The organism is Alysiella crassa DSM 2578, from assembly GCF_000745955.1.
Taxonomy (GTDB): Bacteria; Pseudomonadota; Gammaproteobacteria; order Burkholderiales; family Neisseriaceae; genus Simonsiella; species Simonsiella crassa.
In genome coordinates, this window is the sequence record NZ_JQKH01000009.1 from 40,337 (window position 1) to 58,211 (window position 17,875).

18 protein-coding genes and 1 tRNA gene are annotated in these 17,875 nt (G+C 45.5%); 10 read left to right on the forward strand and 9 right to left on the reverse strand.

Annotated elements, in window-relative coordinates; genetic code table 11:
- The first annotated feature begins 96 nt into the window (after positions 1 to 96).
- The 3 genes from Q338_RS02615 to Q338_RS02625 all read left to right on the forward strand — a co-directional run bounded on the left by Q338_RS02615 (position 97) and on the right by Q338_RS02625 (position 806).
- Positions 97 to 399, forward strand: coding sequence for an integration host factor subunit alpha (locus tag Q338_RS02615; RefSeq protein ID WP_034291676.1), 303 nt, complete (start codon positions 97 to 99; stop codon positions 397 to 399).
- Positions 383 to 697, forward strand: coding sequence for a hypothetical protein (locus tag Q338_RS02620; RefSeq protein ID WP_034291677.1), 315 nt, complete (start codon positions 383 to 385; stop codon positions 695 to 697). Before Q338_RS02615 ends, Q338_RS02620 begins: the two co-directional genes overlap by 17 nt.
- Positions 698 to 729: 32 nt before the next feature.
- Positions 730 to 806, forward strand: a tRNA-Pro gene (locus tag Q338_RS02625).
- 161 nt (positions 807 to 967) lie between these two features.
- Here Q338_RS02625 and rpoD read toward each other — a convergent pair.
- Positions 968 to 2,926, reverse strand: coding sequence for an RNA polymerase sigma factor RpoD (rpoD, locus tag Q338_RS02630; protein ID WP_034291678.1), 1,959 nt, complete (start codon positions 2,924 to 2,926; stop codon positions 968 to 970).
- A 513-nt stretch (positions 2,927 to 3,439) separates the two neighbouring features.
- Between rpoD and Q338_RS02635 the strand changes: the two genes are divergently transcribed.
- Positions 3,440 to 4,279: a hypothetical protein gene (locus tag Q338_RS02635; protein WP_034291679.1), complete on the forward strand. Its 840-nt coding sequence runs from the start codon at positions 3,440 to 3,442 to the stop codon at positions 4,277 to 4,279.
- 84 nt (positions 4,280 to 4,363) lie between these two features.
- Here the strand turns inward: Q338_RS02635 and Q338_RS02640 are convergent, their stop codons facing one another.
- The 6 genes from Q338_RS02640 to ybaK form a co-directional block, all read right to left on the reverse strand.
- A complete protein-coding gene (locus Q338_RS02640) occupies positions 4,364 to 6,745 on the reverse strand; it encodes a bifunctional acetate--CoA ligase family protein/GNAT family N-acetyltransferase (protein ID WP_034291706.1) in 2,382 nt (793 codons plus the stop codon).
- A 424-nt stretch (positions 6,746 to 7,169) separates the two neighbouring features.
- Positions 7,170 to 7,592, reverse strand: a complete 423-nt coding sequence (locus Q338_RS02645) for a hypothetical protein (protein WP_034291680.1) — start codon at positions 7,590 to 7,592, stop codon at positions 7,170 to 7,172.
- Between the two features lie 77 nt (positions 7,593 to 7,669).
- Positions 7,670 to 8,305: a hypothetical protein gene (locus tag Q338_RS02650; RefSeq protein WP_147293699.1), complete on the reverse strand. Its 636-nt coding sequence runs from the start codon at positions 8,303 to 8,305 to the stop codon at positions 7,670 to 7,672.
- A 60-nt stretch (positions 8,306 to 8,365) separates the two neighbouring features.
- Positions 8,366 to 8,929, reverse strand: coding sequence for a tetratricopeptide repeat protein (locus Q338_RS02655; protein WP_034291682.1), 564 nt, complete (start codon positions 8,927 to 8,929; stop codon positions 8,366 to 8,368).
- Positions 8,929 to 9,303 carry a hypothetical protein gene (locus Q338_RS02660; protein ID WP_051968439.1) on the reverse strand — a complete coding sequence of 125 codons (375 nt, stop codon included), beginning with the start codon at positions 9,301 to 9,303 and terminating at the stop codon, positions 8,929 to 8,931. The genes Q338_RS02655 and Q338_RS02660 overlap by 1 nt, the downstream gene beginning before the upstream one ends.
- Before the next feature lie 159 nt (positions 9,304 to 9,462).
- Positions 9,463 to 9,945 (reverse strand): Cys-tRNA(Pro) deacylase, encoded by a 483-nt coding sequence (ybaK, locus tag Q338_RS02665; protein ID WP_034291683.1) that lies wholly within the window; start codon positions 9,943 to 9,945, stop codon positions 9,463 to 9,465.
- Between the two features lie 92 nt (positions 9,946 to 10,037).
- Between ybaK and Q338_RS02670 the strand changes: the two genes are divergently transcribed.
- Positions 10,038 to 10,427: a RidA family protein gene (locus Q338_RS02670; RefSeq protein ID WP_034291684.1), complete on the forward strand. Its 390-nt coding sequence runs from the start codon at positions 10,038 to 10,040 to the stop codon at positions 10,425 to 10,427.
- 95 nt (positions 10,428 to 10,522) lie between these two features.
- Here Q338_RS02670 and Q338_RS02675 read toward each other — a convergent pair whose 3' ends face one another.
- Both Q338_RS02675 and hscB read right to left on the reverse strand, forming a co-directional pair.
- On the reverse strand, positions 10,523 to 11,377 hold the full coding sequence (locus Q338_RS02675) for a DegV family protein (RefSeq protein ID WP_034291685.1): 855 nt from the start codon (positions 11,375 to 11,377) through the stop codon (positions 10,523 to 10,525).
- A 100-nt stretch (positions 11,378 to 11,477) separates the two neighbouring features.
- Positions 11,478 to 11,981, reverse strand: a complete 504-nt coding sequence (gene hscB / locus Q338_RS02680; protein ID WP_034291687.1) for a Fe-S protein assembly co-chaperone HscB — start codon at positions 11,979 to 11,981, stop codon at positions 11,478 to 11,480.
- A gap of 139 nt (positions 11,982 to 12,120) precedes the next feature.
- Between hscB and pheA the strand changes: the two genes are divergently transcribed.
- From pheA to Q338_RS02705, 5 genes are all read left to right on the forward strand, one after another.
- Complete coding sequence (pheA, locus tag Q338_RS02685; RefSeq protein WP_034291689.1) at positions 12,121 to 13,200, forward strand: prephenate dehydratase; 1,080 nt, start codon at positions 12,121 to 12,123, stop codon at positions 13,198 to 13,200.
- 165 nt (positions 13,201 to 13,365) lie between these two features.
- A complete protein-coding gene (locus Q338_RS02690) occupies positions 13,366 to 13,815 on the forward strand; it encodes a tetratricopeptide repeat protein (protein ID WP_034291690.1) in 450 nt (149 codons plus the stop codon).
- 75 nt (positions 13,816 to 13,890) lie between these two features.
- On the forward strand, positions 13,891 to 16,146 hold the full coding sequence (gene yccS, locus Q338_RS02695; protein WP_034291692.1) for a YccS family putative transporter: 2,256 nt from the start codon (positions 13,891 to 13,893) through the stop codon (positions 16,144 to 16,146).
- A gap of 58 nt (positions 16,147 to 16,204) precedes the next feature.
- Positions 16,205 to 17,077: a ParB/RepB/Spo0J family partition protein gene (locus Q338_RS02700; RefSeq protein WP_034291694.1), complete on the forward strand. Its 873-nt coding sequence runs from the start codon at positions 16,205 to 16,207 to the stop codon at positions 17,075 to 17,077.
- A gap of 31 nt (positions 17,078 to 17,108) precedes the next feature.
- Entirely contained in the window at positions 17,109 to 17,663 is a 555-nt protein-coding gene (locus Q338_RS02705) for a pseudouridine synthase (RefSeq protein ID WP_034291695.1), read from the forward strand.
- Positions 17,664 to 17,875: the final 212 nt, after the last annotated feature.

Genomic DNA, 17,875 nt, shown 5'->3' on the forward strand with positions numbered 1-17,875 from the left:
AAAAATTGCAGATATTTTGCAGTATTCGCTTGATTTTTAACAAACAATTCAGGATAATGCGCCCTTAAATTTGATAAACAACGAGGTAAACTCAACATGACCCTGACCAAAGCAGAACTCGCCGACATTTTGGTTGAAAAAGTGAGCAGCGTAAGCAAAAACGATGCCAAAGAAATCGTAGAATTATTTTTTGAAGAAATCCGCACCACTTTGGAACGCGGCGAAGAAATCAAAATTTCAGGTTTCGGCAATTTCCAACTGCGCGACAAACCACAACGCCCTGGTCGCAACCCCAAAACTGGCGAAGAAGTACCCATTACCGCTCGTCGTGTCGTTACGTTCCACGCCAGCCAAAAATTAAAAGGCATGGTGGAGCATTACTATGACAAGCAACGCTGATTTGCCCGTTATCCCCACCAAACGCTATTTCAGCCTACAAGAAGTCTGCCAACTGGCAAATGTGAAACCTGAACAGTTGGCAGAATGGCAGCGTCAAGAAGGACGTGTATTGGGCAAAGGCGGCAATCATTTTACTCGGCTAGATGTGATTAAAATCCGTCAATTACATCACGGTATTTCAGACAATACGCCAAACACGGGTTTGGACGAAAATGGTAATCCTGTGATTAGTGTGAATGAAATGCGTGATGAGCTGAAAAAAATGTTGGGCAATATTGAGAAAATGCTTGCCAATTAAGCGTAAACTCTCTATAATACTGCTTCTTTAGTCGGAGTGTGGCGCAGCCTGGTAGCGCACTTGCATGGGGTGCAAGGGGTCGAAGGTTCGAATCCTTTCACTCCGACCACAAATTTAAGGACTTGGTTTTGAATAAAACCAAGTCCTTTAATCTTTTGCACGTTTCAGGCTGTCTGAATTCACTATAAATTGAATCCACTATAACAAAAACAGGACGGGATAAATGATCCCGTCCTGTTTCATTTCATTATTCAGGCAGCCTGAAAAACCTTATTTGCCTTCTTCGCTGTCCAAGAAACTTTTCAGTTTATCCGAGCGAGTAGGGTGGCGCAATTTCCGCAAGGCTTTCGCTTCAATTTGGCGAATGCGCTCGCGGGTTACGTCAAATTGCTTGCCCACTTCTTCTAGCGTATGGTCGGTGTTCATGTCAATGCCGAAACGCATACGCAACACTTTCGCTTCACGCGGTGTCAGGCTTTCCAACACATCGGCGGTTACTTCGCGCAAGCTGGAATACATCGCCGCGTCCGCAGGGGCAACATTGTTCGCATCTTCAATGAAATCGCCCAAATGTGAATCATCGTCATCGCCGATTGGCGTTTCCATAGAGATGGGCTCTTTGGCGATTTTCATGATTTTGCGGATTTTGTCTTCGGGCATTTCCATGAGTTCCGCCAATTTGGCTGAATCGGGTTCTTCGCCCGTTTCCTGCAAATATTGACGCGAAATGCGGTTCATTTTGTTAATCGTTTCAATCATGTGCACGGGAATGCGAATGGTACGCGCTTGGTCGGCAATGGAACGCGTAATCGCTTGGCGAATCCACCACGTTGCATAAGTGGAGAATTTGTAGCCACGGCGATATTCAAATTTATCCACCGCTTTCATCAAACCAATATTGCCTTCCTGAATCAAATCAAGGAATTGTAAACCGCGATTGGTGTATTTTTTCGCAATGGAAATCACCAAACGCAAGTTTGCCTGAATCATTTCCTGCTTGGCGGAAGACGTTTCTTTTTCGCTCACCACCATGTTTTTGCTGATGTCTTTCAATTCATCAATGGAAATTCGTGCTTCTTTTTCCAAATCCGACATAATGGTTTGTTTTTCCAAAATCGCGTGGCGGAAACGGTCAAGTGTTTCACTCCATACCCGATTTTTCGCCACTTCTTCTTCCACCCAATTTAAATTGGTGGCGTTTGGCAGGAATTGGGCGATGAAATAATCCCTGTCCATACGCACACGGTCAAGGCAAATATCGCGGATTTCACGTTCCAATTTGCGAATCATGTCCACGCGACCACGCAAATTTTCGCTTAATTTTTCAATTTGGCGTGTGGAAAAGCGTACTTCCAATAATTTGCTGGCAATCGCGTCGCGGTGTTCCAAATATTTGGCGTGTTTGCTGTCGTGTTTGTCCAAAGCCTTAATCATTAAACCATAGCTTTTTTCAATTTGCTTAAAGTGTTCAATCACTTGGGCTTTTAATTCTTCCAGATTTTGCCCTTCAATGCTGCCTGAAGATTCGCCGCCATCGTCATCGTCATCGTCATCATCGCTGTCATCGGTTTCTTCCGCGTCTGCGTTGCCATCGCTTTCTAAATGAGACAAGCCCAACTCGTTCAACAACACTTCATTGGGGTCAATAATGGCTTCCACCACTTCATCAACGCGGATTTCGTCTTTTTTGATTTGATTAATCAGTTCCAAAATCTCGCCCACCGAACCAGGGCAGGCTGAAATGGCTTGAATCATGTTTTTCAAGGCATTTTCAATTTTTTTGGCGATAATGATTTCGTCTTCACGGGTCAATAATTCCACTTGCCCCATTTCACGCATATACATACGCACGGGGTCGGTGGTGCGTCCAAATTCGGAATCGGCTTGCGACAAGGCGGCTTCGGCTTCTTCCACCGCGTCTTCATCGGTAACTGCTGCGCTGTTGTCGCTCATCAACAGTGTTTCGGCATCTGGGGCTTCTTCGGTAACTTGAATGCCAAGTCCTTGAATCATATTGACAATACTGTCAATTTGTTCCGCGTCCGACATATCATCGGGCAGCGAGTCATTGATTTCAGCATAGGTGATGTAGCCGCGTTCTTTGCCCAACAAAATCAGTTGGCGCAAACGGGCGCGTTGTTCTTCAGGCGTAAGTGGGCGATTGTCGGGCAGTTGCTCGTCTTGTTCCACATCGTTATCGTTGATGTCATCGGAATAGCGTTGGGTCATTTTATATAAACTCTTGTTAAATAAGATTATTTCGCGTAAGCAGGATAATATTGACAAGCTGTCATTTGGATTGCAGCACTTAAATTCCTGTTCGCGAAAAGTGGGTCTGCAATAGCCGCATTTGGCTTTCAGACGGGGATTGTGATTGATATGTGGGTGTTGCGGAAATTATCAAGTGGCTGAAAGCGTGTTGTTTCTCTCTTTGCAGGCTGCCTGAAACGTATGCGCAACGAAAAGTCCAGTATTATAGCAAATTTTGATAAATTAATTTGACTTTTACAACATTTGGGCTTTGGATTTTGTTGTGGTAAAAAATACACAGCTTTCAGGCAGCCTGAAGCGAAAATACAACGCTTTTGTGCATAAAAATGTAAAACTGTCTGATATTTGTGCAAATTTTTACGATTTAATCGCAGAACATTATAGTATGGTAAACACTAAAAATATGGCAAGTGTGAAATAAAAATGCTCATGATTCCATATTTCAACCCCCTTTAATTTAGGAGAACAACCATGATGAAACCCTTGATGTTAGCGATTTTGGTCTTATTTGGCGGCAATATGGCTTATGCGGACACAGTCAGCAAAACCCCAACCGCTCCCAGCACCACTACGACAAAAAGCAAGACAAAGCAAGCAATTAATCAAGCATTGACAGATAAAAAAGAAGCAGTTAGGCAAAAAGCCGCAGGCGAAATCGCCAGCGTGGCAAAAGTGGACGCTGCGTTGGACAAAAGTCTTGCCAAAACCAGCAATAAAATCAGCAAATCGGTGGAAAAAACAGAGAAAGTGGCGACAAAATCTGTTGAAAAAGCAGAAAAAGCAGTCGCCAAAGCGGAAAAATCTGCCGAAAAAGTAGCCGCTAAATCTGCGGATAAATCTGTTGAAAAATCAGCAAAAGTTGTTGAAAAAACGGAAAAAGTGGCGGCAAAACCTGTTGAAGAAACAGGAAAAGTCGTTGCCAAAGCGGAAAAGTCTGCCGATAAATCCGTTGAAAAAACAGAAAAAATGGTCGCCAAAACGGAAAAATCCGCCGAAAAAGCGGTAAGTAAAATCGCCGCCAAATCCGTTACGCCAAACGAAACCGTAGCCGACAAGCAGCCTGAAAAAGCGGCGGATATTCGTGATGGCGTTACTTTGCAAGCGGGAGCGTTTTTGACGGATAAATTGGCGGACACGCAGGCGGCGAAAGTGTCTTTGTTGGGCGTGCCTGTGCGCGTGGTGAAAGTGAAAAATTCTGATGGGCATGTGGTGCGTGTGGTGCGTAGCCGTGAGCGTTTGAAACAGACGGAAGCGGAAAAAGTAGCGGGGCGTTTGCAGAAAAATAATGTGCCAGTTTTGTTGTTAAATTGATGATTTAATTACGAACACAGGTTCTAAATAAAGGCAGCCTGAAAGTTTCAGGCTGCCTTTTGTTTTAAATAATAATTGCTGAATTTATAAATCCAAACTGGCTTCTACCATGCTGGGGTCATTGGGGTGTTTGCTTAAGGTAAAGCCCAGTTTTAACGCCAATTTTTGCATGGCGTGATTATTAGATAAAATTTCGGCGCGCATGATTTTGAATTTTTGTAATTTGGCGCGCGCAATCAGTCGTTCCATCAGGCGCACGCCCACGCCGCGTCCATGCACTTCGTCCAGCAAGCTGATACCAAATTCGCAGCTTTCGCCAAATTCGTCCGCCGTGTAATTTGCCATCGCCAAAGGGCGCAATTGTTCATCGTGCAACAAAATGGCAAATTCTCGTGAATAATCTACGCTGGTTAAATGGGCGAGTAGCGCAGGTGTTAACTCTTTGGATTTGCTGATAAAACGCATTTCACGGCTTTCATCGCTCATCAATGCAACATGTTGTTTGACCAAATCCGCGTCTTCTGGACGAATGGGGCGCAGAAATAATTTGCCGTTTTTAATCAACACAAATTCTTCTGCTTCAAAGGGATAGGGCGTGAACACATTTTTTGCATTGCCCAAAGTGTTTTCAGGTGTGAGCTGAATTTTGGGACTGTGTCCGCATAAACCTGTTTTGCTTTCGTGGTGCAGCGCAATTTGGAAGGTGGCGATTTCAGGCAGCCTGCACAATACGTCTGCAGTTTCCAGCAACCAGCCTTGCCACACGGCGGGCGGCAAATTCAAATGGTGCAAGGCTTTGGCGACCACATTCGGAGTGATGGGCGGCAACATTTGCGCGGATTGTTCGTCCACCGCCAAAGTCAGCACTTGCCCGAAAGCGGACACATTGTCCCATGTGAGCGTGCATTGTGTTTGAGTATTTTGTGGGCATAATTTGATTTTAAAGGTGGAAAAAATCTTATCCGTCAATTCGTTGGCAATGGTGCGGTTGCTGCGTAAATGGCGTTGTAAGCCGCCCAAAGCGGTGTCTAATGCTTGGACTAATGTAGATGTACTTGATTTTTCGTAATTATTTTCGGGTGCTTCGTTTAATAAGGTGCGTACGGTTTCGGCGATGTTTGCCGCGTTGCGGTAATCGTAAAAGGACGTGGTGTAATGGCGCGTGTTACGATAATCGCGGTAACGATTTAATTGCACAAATGCGTCCAAAGCCAATTCAGGCTGCCTGAAATGTAAATTTTTGTTTTCATTTAATAAAGTTCGGGTTTCTTCATTGTCTGCGCTGCCCAGCCATGCCATAAATAGCGGTTTGCGTGGGTAACTTGCTTGCAATGCGCCGACCATTTGGGCGGTGCGCCGACTTTCGGTGGTGTTTGAGCCTGCGTAAATCAGGCAAACGGCGTCCATTTGGTCGTCTTGCAAAAACAATTCGGTGGCAGTCTGAAACACGCTGGGCGCGGTGTCGGCGGATACATAAAGTGGATTGGTGGACGGCAATTTGTGCGGCAAAATTTTGCTTAAGGTGCGCGTGGTGCTTGCGCTGGCGTGTGCCAATTCCAAACCCATTTGTGGCAAGGCTTTGAGCGATAAGGCACTGATTTGTGGCGTATTGCTGATAATGCCAATGCGCCGCCCATTGACCGCCACGCCTGTGTGCAGCAATCGGGCAACCGTGAGAAATTCGGATAAGGTTTGTACGGTGAAAATTTTATTGCGTTCAAGGGCTTGGTTAAACAAATTTTCCTGTTCGCCTTCAGGCAGCGTGTTCAGCACAAAAACAGGTTTGCGCCGCGAAGCCGCCGTTAATGCGCTCAATAATTCGCGCGTGTTGTCCAAAGTGCTGATGTGTACCAAAACCGCGTCTGTGCCTGCTTCAGTTGCTATAAAATCAAGCACTTGTCCTGTGCTGACCGTGTCATTTTGTTGCGGATTGAGCGTGATAAAACGGCTGAACGCCATGCCACGCGATTTGGCGTAACTCAACATACAATCGGCAATGCCTGCGGATTGTCCAATATAGGCGCAGCTTGCGTTTGGATTACGCGAAAACAAGCCTTCCATGCCGCTGGTCGTTACCGCCAACAGGCGAATATTGGCTTTTTCGGCTAATTCGCTGGCTTTGTCTAATTTGCTGCGAATGTGCGGCGTGGCTTGTTCCAAATCATTGATGATAATAATATTTTTAACCGCATTTTTGGACGCTTCGCGCACAATATTGGGCAATTTGTCGGCGGATAAAATCACCACCGCCGTGTCCGCGACCAATTCTTCGGTTAATTCAGTTAAGCTGGCATAGGCTTTCATGCCGCCTATGGTTTTGTGTATGGTATTGATGGGAATGATTTGTTCGGCGGCTTGCAGCGCGTGCAATTGCCCAAACACGGTGCGCCCAGTGCTGCCATAGCGGTCGGACGCGCCCAGTACGGCAATCACATGGGGACGAAATAGGGGAGAAAGTGAGTGCATGGCAATACTCCTTATCGCAATAATGTCGCTGCGCCGAAAATAGCACATTTTGATTTGATATTAAAAGTTATTTTTCAGGCTGCCTGAAAAAATGGGGCTAACTGATTCAAATTATAAAATAAAATCAGTTTGTAGAGTGGATATTGCCTACCCTACAAGTTTTCAGGCTGCCTTTCAGTACCCTATAAATTTTTGCTTACTGTTATCTGTTCCCTCTCCTGTGGGAGAGGGTTAGGGAGAGGGTAAAAACTGATAATGCACCACGATTTTTCACTCTCCCCAGCCCTCTCCCAAAGGAGAGGGGGTTAGATTGCTGTATTTCAACGATTTCAGGCAATATTTCATTTTTGTAGGGTAGTGAAAGGCTGCCTAAAAAAATGGGGCTAACTGATTCAAATCATAAAATAAAATCAGGCAGCCTGAATTATGCTTCCGAAATCTCCACTTCGCCCACCACGCCCACATACACTTTCGCCGCGCCCACGCTGGGGTAAACCACCAAATCTGCCAAAAAACGGCGGTTCAGGCTGCCATTTGCGGCGATTTGCGCCCAAGTATCGGCAACATCGTCAGTTTCAAATAATTCATACACTTGTGGTGCAATCCATGTGTCTGATACATTTTCGGGTAACTCGGTGTTGGTGGCGACCAATTTGCCGAATGTGATTTTGACGGTGTGTTCATCGGGATACTGCAACACCGCGTACACAGTCGGGCTGAACGCTTTGAGTGCAGGCGGTTCGGTGAACCATCGTTGGCGCAAATCGTTTAAGCTGGCGAGTGTGGCTTCGCGTGATGTGGTTTGCGTGTAACCTGCTACGCGGAAAATGGGGAATGTGCTTATCATATTGTTTTTTATTATTAATTAAATTTTCAGGCTGCCACAAAAATTGTCATGTACTAAATGGAAAGGCAGCCTGAAAATCAGTTGAGAAAATGCAAAATAATCATGGGAATAAAGCGGTAAATATTCAAAATATCCAAGAAAAACAAAATTAGACAAATCAAAAAAAGTGCCTGAATTTGCCCAAAACTGAATACGCCCACCGATTCACGTGTCATCACGCGGTGCAATGCCAATAAGCCCATCACTAATAATTGAATACTATACCAATACAAAGGGTTAAGCATATACAGCGACCACAATCGCGCAGGCAAAATCGGCGTGTAACCATCGGGATATTGCAGCCAAACCAGCCCCGCCAACAACAAAAACGCAGCATGCATAACCGCCCCCGACACGGCAAACAAAGTCAGCCATTTGCCTGCGCTGGGGCTGTGCCATGTCATGAATTTGCGTTCGCTGTTTTCAGGCTGCGGCACGCGTTCCACCGCATTGAGAAAAAAGAAAATACTGCCCAAAAACGCATAACCATGCGCCAAATACAAATTGGCAACTTCGGTAATGCCCATCACATTGGGCAAAATATGCGCCGAAAATAGCCCAAACGCCAGCCACACCACCACTGAAAACCACAGCCATTGAAACTGTTGCTTACGCATGGTTTGTATACAAAAAATCGCAATAAATGCCGTAATTGCCAAATGATTCAATGGCATAATATCCCCAATTAACAAATTGAATAGTTTATTTTTTTCAGGCTGCCTGAATAATCCCAATTATTTATTTTTACAAGATTTTTCCACTTGTTCAAAATTTTGCAATGCCATAATTGCGCTACCATGTCCTTGTTTAGCGGCGCGTGTAAACCATTTTTTTGCCTGTTTTACATTGCATTTCACGCCTGTACCACTTGCATAGCGCATGGCAAGATTGTTTTGTGCGGCGGCGTGTCCCTGTTTCGCCGCTTTGTGATACCAAACAAAGGCTTGCTGATAATCTTGCGCCACGCCCACGCCTTCGGCGTACAAAAAGCCGACTTCAAATTGCGCGTCTGCCACGCCTTGTTTGGCGGCTTTTTCATACCATTTAAACGCTTCGGCGGCATTTTTTTCCACGCCCAAACCTTGTTCATACAAAGTGGCAAGGCTGTTTTGCGCGGTCGCATCGCCTTTGTCTGCTAAAGGTTTGAGCAGATTGAATGCATTGGTGTAATCTTGTTGATTAAATGCTTGAATTGCTTGATTATAAATCGCTTGATAGGGCGATACTTTTTTGGGGGCAGCCTGAAGATTCACACTTGCCACCAAACACGTTGCCAATAAAAAAACTTTTAAATTCATTAGGGTAACTCCAACCATGCTTTCGGATTGACTTTTTCATATTGCCAAATGCGCCACGCGCCAAATGCGGTGCGATAGGCAAACCAAGCCCCCACCAGCGACATGGTTAAAAAACCCAAACCAAATAATAAAATCAAAGGGATACTGATAATAAAGCCCAGCACAGACAGCCAAAACGTGCGTGTTAAAAATTCGGCGTGGTCGCGGTAAATGCTGTCGCCCCACTCGTTTTGTTTCAAATGCGCTAGCACCACGCCGATAATCGGCGTAATCAGCAGACTCAACCAAAATGAGCCGTATAGCGCATACATAATCAGCAAATATTTCCGCGCTTGCGGGTCTATGCGTGCTTGGATTTGTTCATTGTTTTTCATGGTATTTCCTTTTTGTTTTGATGTGTTGAAATGATGTTCAGGCTGCCTTGTAGTATAGACAAAACTCATGTAGGGTGCGTATTACGCACCAAAATACCAAATAGTTTGAATGATTTGGTGCGTGGTACGCACCCTACAAGTTTTCAGGCAGCCTGCAAATTAATCTGTTGCCACATCAACTGTTTGCGCGTTTAATGTTTTTAAGGCTTCGGGAGACACGGCAACGAGAAAACCACGTTTGCCGCCATTAATATAAATGGTTGGCAAATCCCACACCGTGCGTTCTACATAGACAGGCAGCCGCGTTTTCGTGCCAAACGGACTGGTGCCGCCAACCAAGTAACCCGTCCATTTATTTGCCTGATTCGGCTCGGCAGGGTCTATGTGTTTCATGTTTAATTGGCGCGCCAAATTGCGTGTGGAAATGTGCTTGTCGCCGTGCATGAGTACGATAAGTCCTTGCTTTTTCTCGTTTTGCAATACGATGGTTTTGATGACTGTGTGTTCGTCCACACCCAAACATTCGGCAGAATGCGCCGTGCCGCCGCGTTCCACATAATCGTATAAATGTGGTGTAAAATCAATATTTTGTTCGCGCAGAAAACGGATTGCTGGGGTAATTGGGTAATCTGGTTTTGCCATTTTGCGTATTCGGGAAACAAGAATGGCAGAATTTTAACATTTTTGCGCGTATAATCTGCAATTTTCTGTAGAGCCTATTTAGGAGTGAAAACATGAGTAAACACATTATCCACACCGACCACGCCCCTGCCGCGATTGGCGCGTACAGCCAAGCGGTTCGCGCAGGCGATACGGTTTATTTGAGCGGTCAAATCCCGCTTGTTCCTGAAACCATGACTTTGGTTTCGGAAACCGATTTTGCCGCGCAAACCCATCAAGTTTTCAAAAACTTACGCGCTGTGTGCGAAGCAGCTGGCGGCAGTTTGGACGATATTGTGAAAATCAATGCGTATTTGACGGATTTGTCTAATTTTGCAACATTTAATGAAGTGATGGCGCAATATTTCACGCAACCGTTTCCTGCGCGTGCGGCGGTGGGCGTGGCGAGTTTGCCGCGTGGTTCTTTGGTGGAAGCGGAAGGTGTGATGGTTTTGTCTAAATAAAATCCGCTAAAAATATTCAGGCAGCCTGAAAATGAGAAAAATCCATTTTCAGGCTGCCTGAATATTTTATGTTTTATAAAAATCAATGAATTGGATTATAAAGGCAATAAGCCCACACCAAATCCTGAAATCCCCGCATGCGCCGTTACCACAGGGCTAATCGGATAGGCGGGTAAACCACTCAAATTATTGCGTTCTGCCAAAATATCCACCAATTGTTTGTGTAATTCCATATTGCCTGAATACAGGGTAAATACATAATAATCGCGTGTGGCGGTAATTGCCCGAATGCGGTCGGAGATGGCGTACATGGTGCGTGTGGTGGTCATGATTTTTTCGGCAACCACTGCTTTGCCGTCTCGGTCAACATTGATTAATGGTTTGATTTTAAACAAATTGGCAAAAAAATGTGAGGTGAATGATAAACGACCATTTTTTACCATATAAGTTAAATCGTCCACGCCAAACATCACATGACTGTCGCGGCGCATGTCTTCCAAGCGGTGCAAGGTTTCTTCTACAGACATGCCTTGTTTTAAACATTTGTCGGCTTCCAAAGCCATCAAGCCTTCGGTAAATGTGCCTGTGCGGCTATTGAAGACATGAACGCGTACTTTGTTCTGTAAAAGTGGAATCATATCAATAACTTGTTGATATGTTTTGCTCAAAGCTGATGACATGGCGATAAACAAAATATCTTCAAAACCTTCGTCTTGCAAACCCAAGAAAAATTTGGTGATTTCCAAACGTGAGGGTGGGGAAGATTTTGGCAATTTGTCAGGATTTTCGCGCACCCATGACACAAAGCGGTCATTATCAATAAATTCGGGACTATCCACATAAGTTTTATCACCCAAAATCACTTTCAGGCGCAAAATGCGAATATCGTGGTCAAATGGGTAATAATCTAAACCCGATGTGGACATTGCCACAACTACAGTTTTACTCATGCAAAAAAATCCTTAAAAAATATTGGTTCATTCGGTGCGTATTTTACATTTTTTTGCACATCGTTGCTAGATTTCATAAATAAATTGAACGCCAAACTGATTATTCTTGTGCCGCATGAATTTCTTGCGCCAATTTACTCAAAAAACGCCCTTGTCGCACCCATTCGGCGGCGTGTTCCCATTGATTTTGGGCGAAGGCAGCCTGCAAATTTTGCTGTAATTGTTTTTGTTCGGCGGCGATGGTTTGGGCTAATTGGTTTAATTCATGGATATTTTGACTGATTTTTGCGTCCATCAGCGTTTCGCGCCATTCCATTTGTTGGATGAGAAATTCGGGCGCAAATTGGGTGTGTTCGGGTGCATCTGCATTAATGCCTTGTTTTTGCAATAAATAGGCGGCGCGGTCTAGTGGGTCGTTGAGAACGCGGTGGGCTTCGTTGAGTGTTGCCGTCATCATCAGGGCTTGTTTTTGCTCAAAAGCTGAAGCGGCGGCAAATTTATCGGGGTGAAATTGGGCGATTAGGGCGCGGTGGGTTTGGGCGAGTGCGTTGGTGTCAATGTCGTAGTTTTCAGGCAGCCTGAAAAGGGTGAAATAGTTGCTCATAATATGATTTTCCGTGTTGTGTGTTTTCAGGCAGCCTGAAAATATGTGAAACAAATTTCCAAAATCATAAAACCAACACGCCAATTGTGCAATTATTTGTTAAAATAAACCCTATTTTTCTGCACCTTGAGAGCGAAATATGTCTGACGACAGCAAATTACTTCCCCACCGCCAAGCAATTGACAGCATTGATAAGCAAATTCTTGATTTAATGAATGAACGCGCCAAACACGCCCGCGCCATCGGCGAACTCAAAGGCACAGGCGTGGTGTATCGCCCCGAGCGTGAAGCACAAGTATTGCGCCGCATTAAAGATTTGAATATTGGACCTTTACCCGATGAAGCGGTGGCGCGATTGTTTCGTGAAATCATGAGTGAATGTTTGGCGGTGGAACGTCCGCTCACGATTGCGTATTTGGGACCTGAAGGCACGTTTACCCAGCTTGCCGCCATGAAGCATTTTGGACACGCGGCGCACACGGTTTCCTGTTTGACGGTGGACGAAAGCCTGCGTTTGGTGGAAGCGCGGCAGGCGGATTATGTGGTTGCGCCTGTGGAAAATTCTACTGAAGGCTCGGTGGGGCGGACGTTGGATTTGTTGGTGGCGACACCATTGCAAGCGTGCGGCGAAGTGGTTTTGCGGATTCATCATCATTTTTTGCGCTCACAAGCGGTTGATTTTTCAGAATTGGATATGGTTTATGCCCACGCACAGGCTTTGGCGCAATGCCAACATTGGCTGACCAAGCATTTACCTGATACAGTCAAACGCGTAGCAGTGTCCAGCAATGCCGAAGCGGCGCGTTTGGCAGCACAAAATCCGCGTACTGCCGCCATTGCCAGTCAAGCCGCCGCCGAAATTTATGCGTTGAACAAAATCGCCAGTAATATTGAAGATGAACCGAATAACACCACCCGTTTTTTGGTTTTGGGTCATCAGGAAACCACGCCGAGTGGTCAAGACAAAACGTCTTTGGTGGTGGGTGCGCCGCATAGAGTGGGGTCTTTGCACAATATTATTGCGCCATTTATGCAAATGGGCATTTCCATGACCAAATTTGAAAGCCGCCCCAGCAAAGCAAATTTATGGGAATATGTGTTTTTCATTGATATTGAAGGACATGTTTTGGACGAAAAAGTTCAGGCTGCCTTAACTTTATTGCGTGAACAAGCGGTGTTTGTGAAAGTGGTGGGCGCGTATCCTGTGGCGGTGTTGTGAGTTTCAGGCCGCCTGAAGTTTGGATAATGGACGTAGGGTGCGCCGTGCGCACCTAAATCCACCACAATATTTCAATGATTCAAACCATTTGGTGCGCACGGCGCACCCTACATATTTCATGTACTCAAAGGTAGCCTGAAAATATTCATTCAATGGAAAACAAAAATGTTTCAAAAAATCAAATTATTCATTACGTTATCTGTTGTAGCGATGGCAACAGCTTGCTCCATTTTGCCAAGCAGCAAGGGCAATGCGAAAGATTTATTAGACCGCGCCATTGTTTCCCAAAATCAACAACATTATGCGGTGGCTTTAACCCAATTTCAGGCAGCAGACGCGGCTGGACACGCTCAAGCACCGCGTTATATTGGCTTGATTTATTTGAATGAGCTGGGCGTGAAGAAAAATCCGCATTTAGCGTTCCAGCAATTTCAACGCGCTGCTAATCAGGGCGATGAAACCGCACAATATTGGCTGGCTTATTGCTATGAAAACGGCGTAGGCACGGCGGCGGATTTGGCATTGGCAAAACAGTGGTATGCCAAAGCCGTTGGCAGCGATGAATCTGTGTCCAAATTGGCAATTGAGGCATTAAAACGCTTAAAAGCGATTTAATAATTTTCAGGCTGCCTGTGCATTTATATTTTTCAAAACCATTAAAATCATTATTTAAATCAAAAAACTGAATTCATGAAAACACCGCCCATTAATCCCAAAATCATTGCCACCTTGCCCGTACTGTTGAGTTCGGGCGTGGTTACGGCGACTGTTTACCATTTTGGTTGGTGGGGGCTGTATTTATCGCCTTTGATTTTGGGGATTTTGGCGGGCGGTTTGGCGGATTTGGACAATGGTTTTACAGGACGATTGAAAAATATCCTATTTTCCATGATTACGTTTGCGTTTAGCTCTTTGGCGGTGCAAGCGACTTTTAATCAGCCGATTTTATTGGTAACGACTTTTACCGCGTTGGCGTTTATTTTTACCATGTTTGGCGCGGCGGGCAATCGTTACCGTACGATTGCCTTTGCCACGCTGGTGGTGGCGGTTTATACGGCGTTGTCTCACGATAATAATCTGAAATGGTATATGAATACGGGTTTGATGTTGTGTGGGGCGTTGTTGCACAGTTTGGCGAGTTTGCTGGTGCATATTTTGTTTCCCTATCGCCCTGTGCAGGAAAATATGGCAAACGCGTATGCGGCGTTGGCGCGTTATTTGGATAATAAAGCGGATTTTTTTGACCCAGACGAAGTGGATTTTCTGGAACAAAAACAAATTGATTTGGCAATGAATCATACGCAAGTCATTACTGCTTTTTCTGTTTGCCAAAATGCGCTATTTTACCGCATGAAAGGGCAACATCGCCACCCTCGCACCACCAAAATGTTGCGTTACTATTTTATCGCGCAAGATATTCACGAGCGGATTAGCTCTAGTCATGTGCATTATCAAGCGTTTGCGGAACAAATGAAGCACAGCGACTTGATTTTTCGTATTCAACGACTACTGCGTTTGCAAGCACAAGCCTGCCGCGATTTTTCAGGCAGCCTGAAAACGCAAACGGAATACCAATACGCCACGAAATTACAACGTGCTACCACAGGCGCGGAATGTTCATTGCAACATTACGCCAAGCAACCACATGACAATGCGATTGCGCCGTATCGTGTACAGCGTTTGTTAGACAATATTATGCACGTTAGCCGCCAATTCAGCCATTTGGGGACGAGTGATGTGGAAAGTGAAGAACAAAAATCGTCCACCATGCGCGATTTGAAACATCGGCTGTGGTCGCCCGAAACGGGTGGTTTCAAAGGCGCGTGGCGTGCTTTGCACAAGCAAGCCACGTTGGAGTCGCCTGTGTTTCGTCATGCGGTGCGTATGGCTATAAGTGTTTGTTTATGTTGTATTTTTGTTTATCAGATTCCAAATATTCCCACCAATTTCTTACCTTTAAAATTAAAAATGGTGGACGAGCAAATTCATTTTGGCTACTGGATTTTGCTGACGGCGATTTATGTGTGTCAGCCTAACTATTCCGCCACGAAAAAACGGCTGATTCAGCGTATTTTGGGGACGGTGGCTGGTGTGTTAGTGGGTGCGGCTTTGTTGCCATTGTTAAATTTAACTTTGAAAATTAAATTGATATTGATTGTGGTGATGTTGTCGCTGTTTTTCCTGTTTCGCACCAATAAGCACAGTTTTTCCACTTTTTTCATTACGATACAGGCAATTTTAGGTTTTTCGGTGGCGGGCTATGATGTGAGTGCATTTTTCGTGCCACGTGTGGTGGATACAGTGGTGGGGGCGTTGATTTCGGGGGCGGCGGTGTATTTTTTATGGGCGGACTGGAAATATGTAGGTTTGGACAAAACCAGCGCGGCGGCAATTCGCAGCAATGCAGGCTACCTGAAAGCGGTATTAGATGAATTAAGTCAATACAGTCAAATAGATAGTTTGGAATATCGCCAAGCGCGACGCTTGAGTCAAGACCGTGCGGCGAGTTTGTCTAGTGTGTTGTCTGATATGTCTGGCGATCCGAGTAAATATGGTTCGCGTTTACAAGATGGTTTTTTATTGTTAAAAATCAATTATTCGCTAATTAGTTATATTGCTGCATTGGGCGCGTTTCGCAATAAAATTCAGCGCGATGATGATGAAACCGTATTCATGTTTCCCTTTTTTGCGGCAGCACGCAAAATGGTGGATTTATTGAATAATGTGCCAACGTGTACGCCCGATGAATTTCAGGCTGCCTTGATTGCTTTGCAAAATGATTTGGAAGATTTGCGCCCAGTCGCGCCTGCTCTAGAATATGAAGACAATAGTCATACACAAAATCAGGTGTTGTGGCAACAGCTTGTGATGATGAGTGAGTTATTGCAACCGTGTTATGACGCTTTGCATGGTTTAGATGAGCAAGAACAGCTTCAGGCAGCCTGAAAACTGTAAAACGTGTAAAATAGCACACACCCAAAAATTTCACAGAAAGAAAAACATTATGGCAATCAAACCCAAAGGCGGATTAGGGCGCGGTTTAGACGCGCTTATCTCCATTTCCCCCGCTAGCTATGACGAAGAAAGCGGCGACCGTTTAACCACGTTGCCCGTTGCCGACATTACCCCCGGCAAATACCAAGCGCGGGTGCAAATGGACGACTCCGCACTTACCGATTTAGCCGAATCCATCAAAGCGCAAGGTGTGATTCAGCCCGTGATTGTGCGCGAGCAGGGCGGACAATTGTATGAATTGATTGCAGGGGAGCGCCGTTGGCGTGCGGCACAATTGGCAGGTTTGACCGAAATTCCTGTTGTGATTAAAAATGTCGACGACCGTAGCACCATGGCAATGGGTTTGATTGAAAACATGCAGCGCGAAAACCTGAATCCCATTGAAGAAGCACAAGGGCTTAAACGCCTGATTGATGAATTTAATTTAACCCACGAAACCGTTGCCGAAGCCATTGGGCGCAGTCGCAGCGCGATTTCCAATAGTTTGCGTTTGCTCAAATTGCCCGAGCCTGTGCAAGATTTATTGTTTAAACGCCATTTGGAAATGGGACACGCGCGCGCTTTATTGAGTTTGCCCGTTGCCGACCAATTGGATTTGGCGCACAAAGCGGTGAAAAATGGCTGGTCGGTGCGCGAAATGGAACGCCGCAGCCAAAGCCTGATGACAGGCAAAAAAACCGAAACCGTTAAACGCATAGACCCCGATTTAAACCGCATTACCGACTCGTTGATTCAACAATTGGGCGTAACAGCGGAAATCACCACCCGCGACCGCAAAAAAGGCAAAATTGTCTTGCATTTTGACAGTGCAGATGTGTTTGACGATTTAATGAAACGCTTGGGCGTGAAATTAGACAATTGATTTTTTTTGCAATTCAGGCAGCCTGAAAACCATGTTAATCGCATTGAATAAACCCTATGGCGTGATTTGCCAATTTTCGCCACACGAAAAACACCCCACGCTTAAAGATTTCGTTCCTGTTCCCGATGTTTACCCAGCAGGGCGACTGGACACCGACAGCGAAGGTTTGCTGCTGCTCACCGATGACGGGCAGCAACAAGCCCGCATTGCCAACCCCAAGTTTAAATTGAAAAAAACCTATTGGGCGCAACTGGAAGGCAGTCCCGATGAAGCCAAACTTGCCCTGTTCAGGCAGCCTGTGGATTTGGGCGATTTTGTCGCGCAGCCTGCCAATGTGCGTTTGCTGGACGAAGCAGAAATCGCGAAAATTTGGCAACGCGAGCCGCCGATTCGTGTCCGCCAAACCGTGCCTGATTTTTGGCTGCAAATTCAGATTTCGGAAGGGAAAAATCGCCAAGTTCGCCGAATGAGCGCGAAAGTGGGTTATCCGTGTTTGCGGCTGATTCGGGTGGGCATTGGGCGCGTGAATCTGTTTGATTTGGGGTTGGGATTGGGCGAATGGCAGGAATGCCAAACGTTGCCGTGAATATTTCAGGCAGCCTTTCAGTACACGGCAATTTTTTGAAGTTACCACCAACCTGTCCCTCCCCCCCGTCTCCAACGGGGGAGGGCTAGGGTGCAGACCTGCCAAGTTCTTAAATTTCATACCGCGTAGGTCGGATACTTGTATCCGACAAAACTTGTGGTTTCGTCTGAAAATGTCGGATACAAGTATCCGACCTACGAAGAACTTGGCAA

What these genes read in the sequence shown, in the direction of transcription:
- Q338_RS02635 (WP_034291679.1), top strand. Translation starts at nt 3,440, where the DNA reads ATGATGAAACCCTTGATGTTAGCGATTTTGGTCTTATTTGGCGGCAAT.
- Q338_RS02645 (WP_034291680.1), bottom strand. Translation starts at nt 7,592, where the DNA reads ATGATAAGCACATTCCCCATTTTCCGCGTAGCAGGTTACACGCAAACC.
- ybaK (WP_034291683.1), bottom strand. Translation starts at nt 9,945, where the DNA reads ATGGCAAAACCAGATTACCCAATTACCCCAGCAATCCGTTTTCTGCGC.
- rpoD (WP_034291678.1), bottom strand. Translation starts at nt 2,926, where the DNA reads ATGACCCAACGCTATTCCGATGACATCAACGATAACGATGTGGAACAA.
- Q338_RS02650 (WP_147293699.1), bottom strand. Translation starts at nt 8,305, where the DNA reads ATGCCATTGAATCATTTGGCAATTACGGCATTTATTGCGATTTTTTGT.
- Q338_RS02675 (WP_034291685.1), bottom strand. Translation starts at nt 11,377, where the DNA reads ATGAGTAAAACTGTAGTTGTGGCAATGTCCACATCGGGTTTAGATTAT.
- Q338_RS02640 (WP_034291706.1), bottom strand. Translation starts at nt 6,745, where the DNA reads ATGCACTCACTTTCTCCCCTATTTCGTCCCCATGTGATTGCCGTACTG.
- Q338_RS02690 (WP_034291690.1), top strand. Translation starts at nt 13,366, where the DNA reads ATGTTTCAAAAAATCAAATTATTCATTACGTTATCTGTTGTAGCGATG.
- Q338_RS02705 (WP_034291695.1), top strand. Translation starts at nt 17,109, where the DNA reads ATGTTAATCGCATTGAATAAACCCTATGGCGTGATTTGCCAATTTTCG.
- Q338_RS02700 (WP_034291694.1), top strand. Translation starts at nt 16,205, where the DNA reads ATGGCAATCAAACCCAAAGGCGGATTAGGGCGCGGTTTAGACGCGCTT.
- Q338_RS02615 (WP_034291676.1), top strand. Translation starts at nt 97, where the DNA reads ATGACCCTGACCAAAGCAGAACTCGCCGACATTTTGGTTGAAAAAGTG.
- Q338_RS02655 (WP_034291682.1), bottom strand. Translation starts at nt 8,929, where the DNA reads ATGAATTTAAAAGTTTTTTTATTGGCAACGTGTTTGGTGGCAAGTGTG.
- yccS (WP_034291692.1), top strand. Translation starts at nt 13,891, where the DNA reads ATGAAAACACCGCCCATTAATCCCAAAATCATTGCCACCTTGCCCGTA.
- Q338_RS02660 (WP_051968439.1), bottom strand. Translation starts at nt 9,303, where the DNA reads ATGAAAAACAATGAACAAATCCAAGCACGCATAGACCCGCAAGCGCGG.
- pheA (WP_034291689.1), top strand. Translation starts at nt 12,121, where the DNA reads ATGTCTGACGACAGCAAATTACTTCCCCACCGCCAAGCAATTGACAGC.
- Q338_RS02670 (WP_034291684.1), top strand. Translation starts at nt 10,038, where the DNA reads ATGAGTAAACACATTATCCACACCGACCACGCCCCTGCCGCGATTGGC.
- hscB (WP_034291687.1), bottom strand. Translation starts at nt 11,981, where the DNA reads ATGAGCAACTATTTCACCCTTTTCAGGCTGCCTGAAAACTACGACATT.
- Q338_RS02620 (WP_034291677.1), top strand. Translation starts at nt 383, where the DNA reads ATGACAAGCAACGCTGATTTGCCCGTTATCCCCACCAAACGCTATTTC.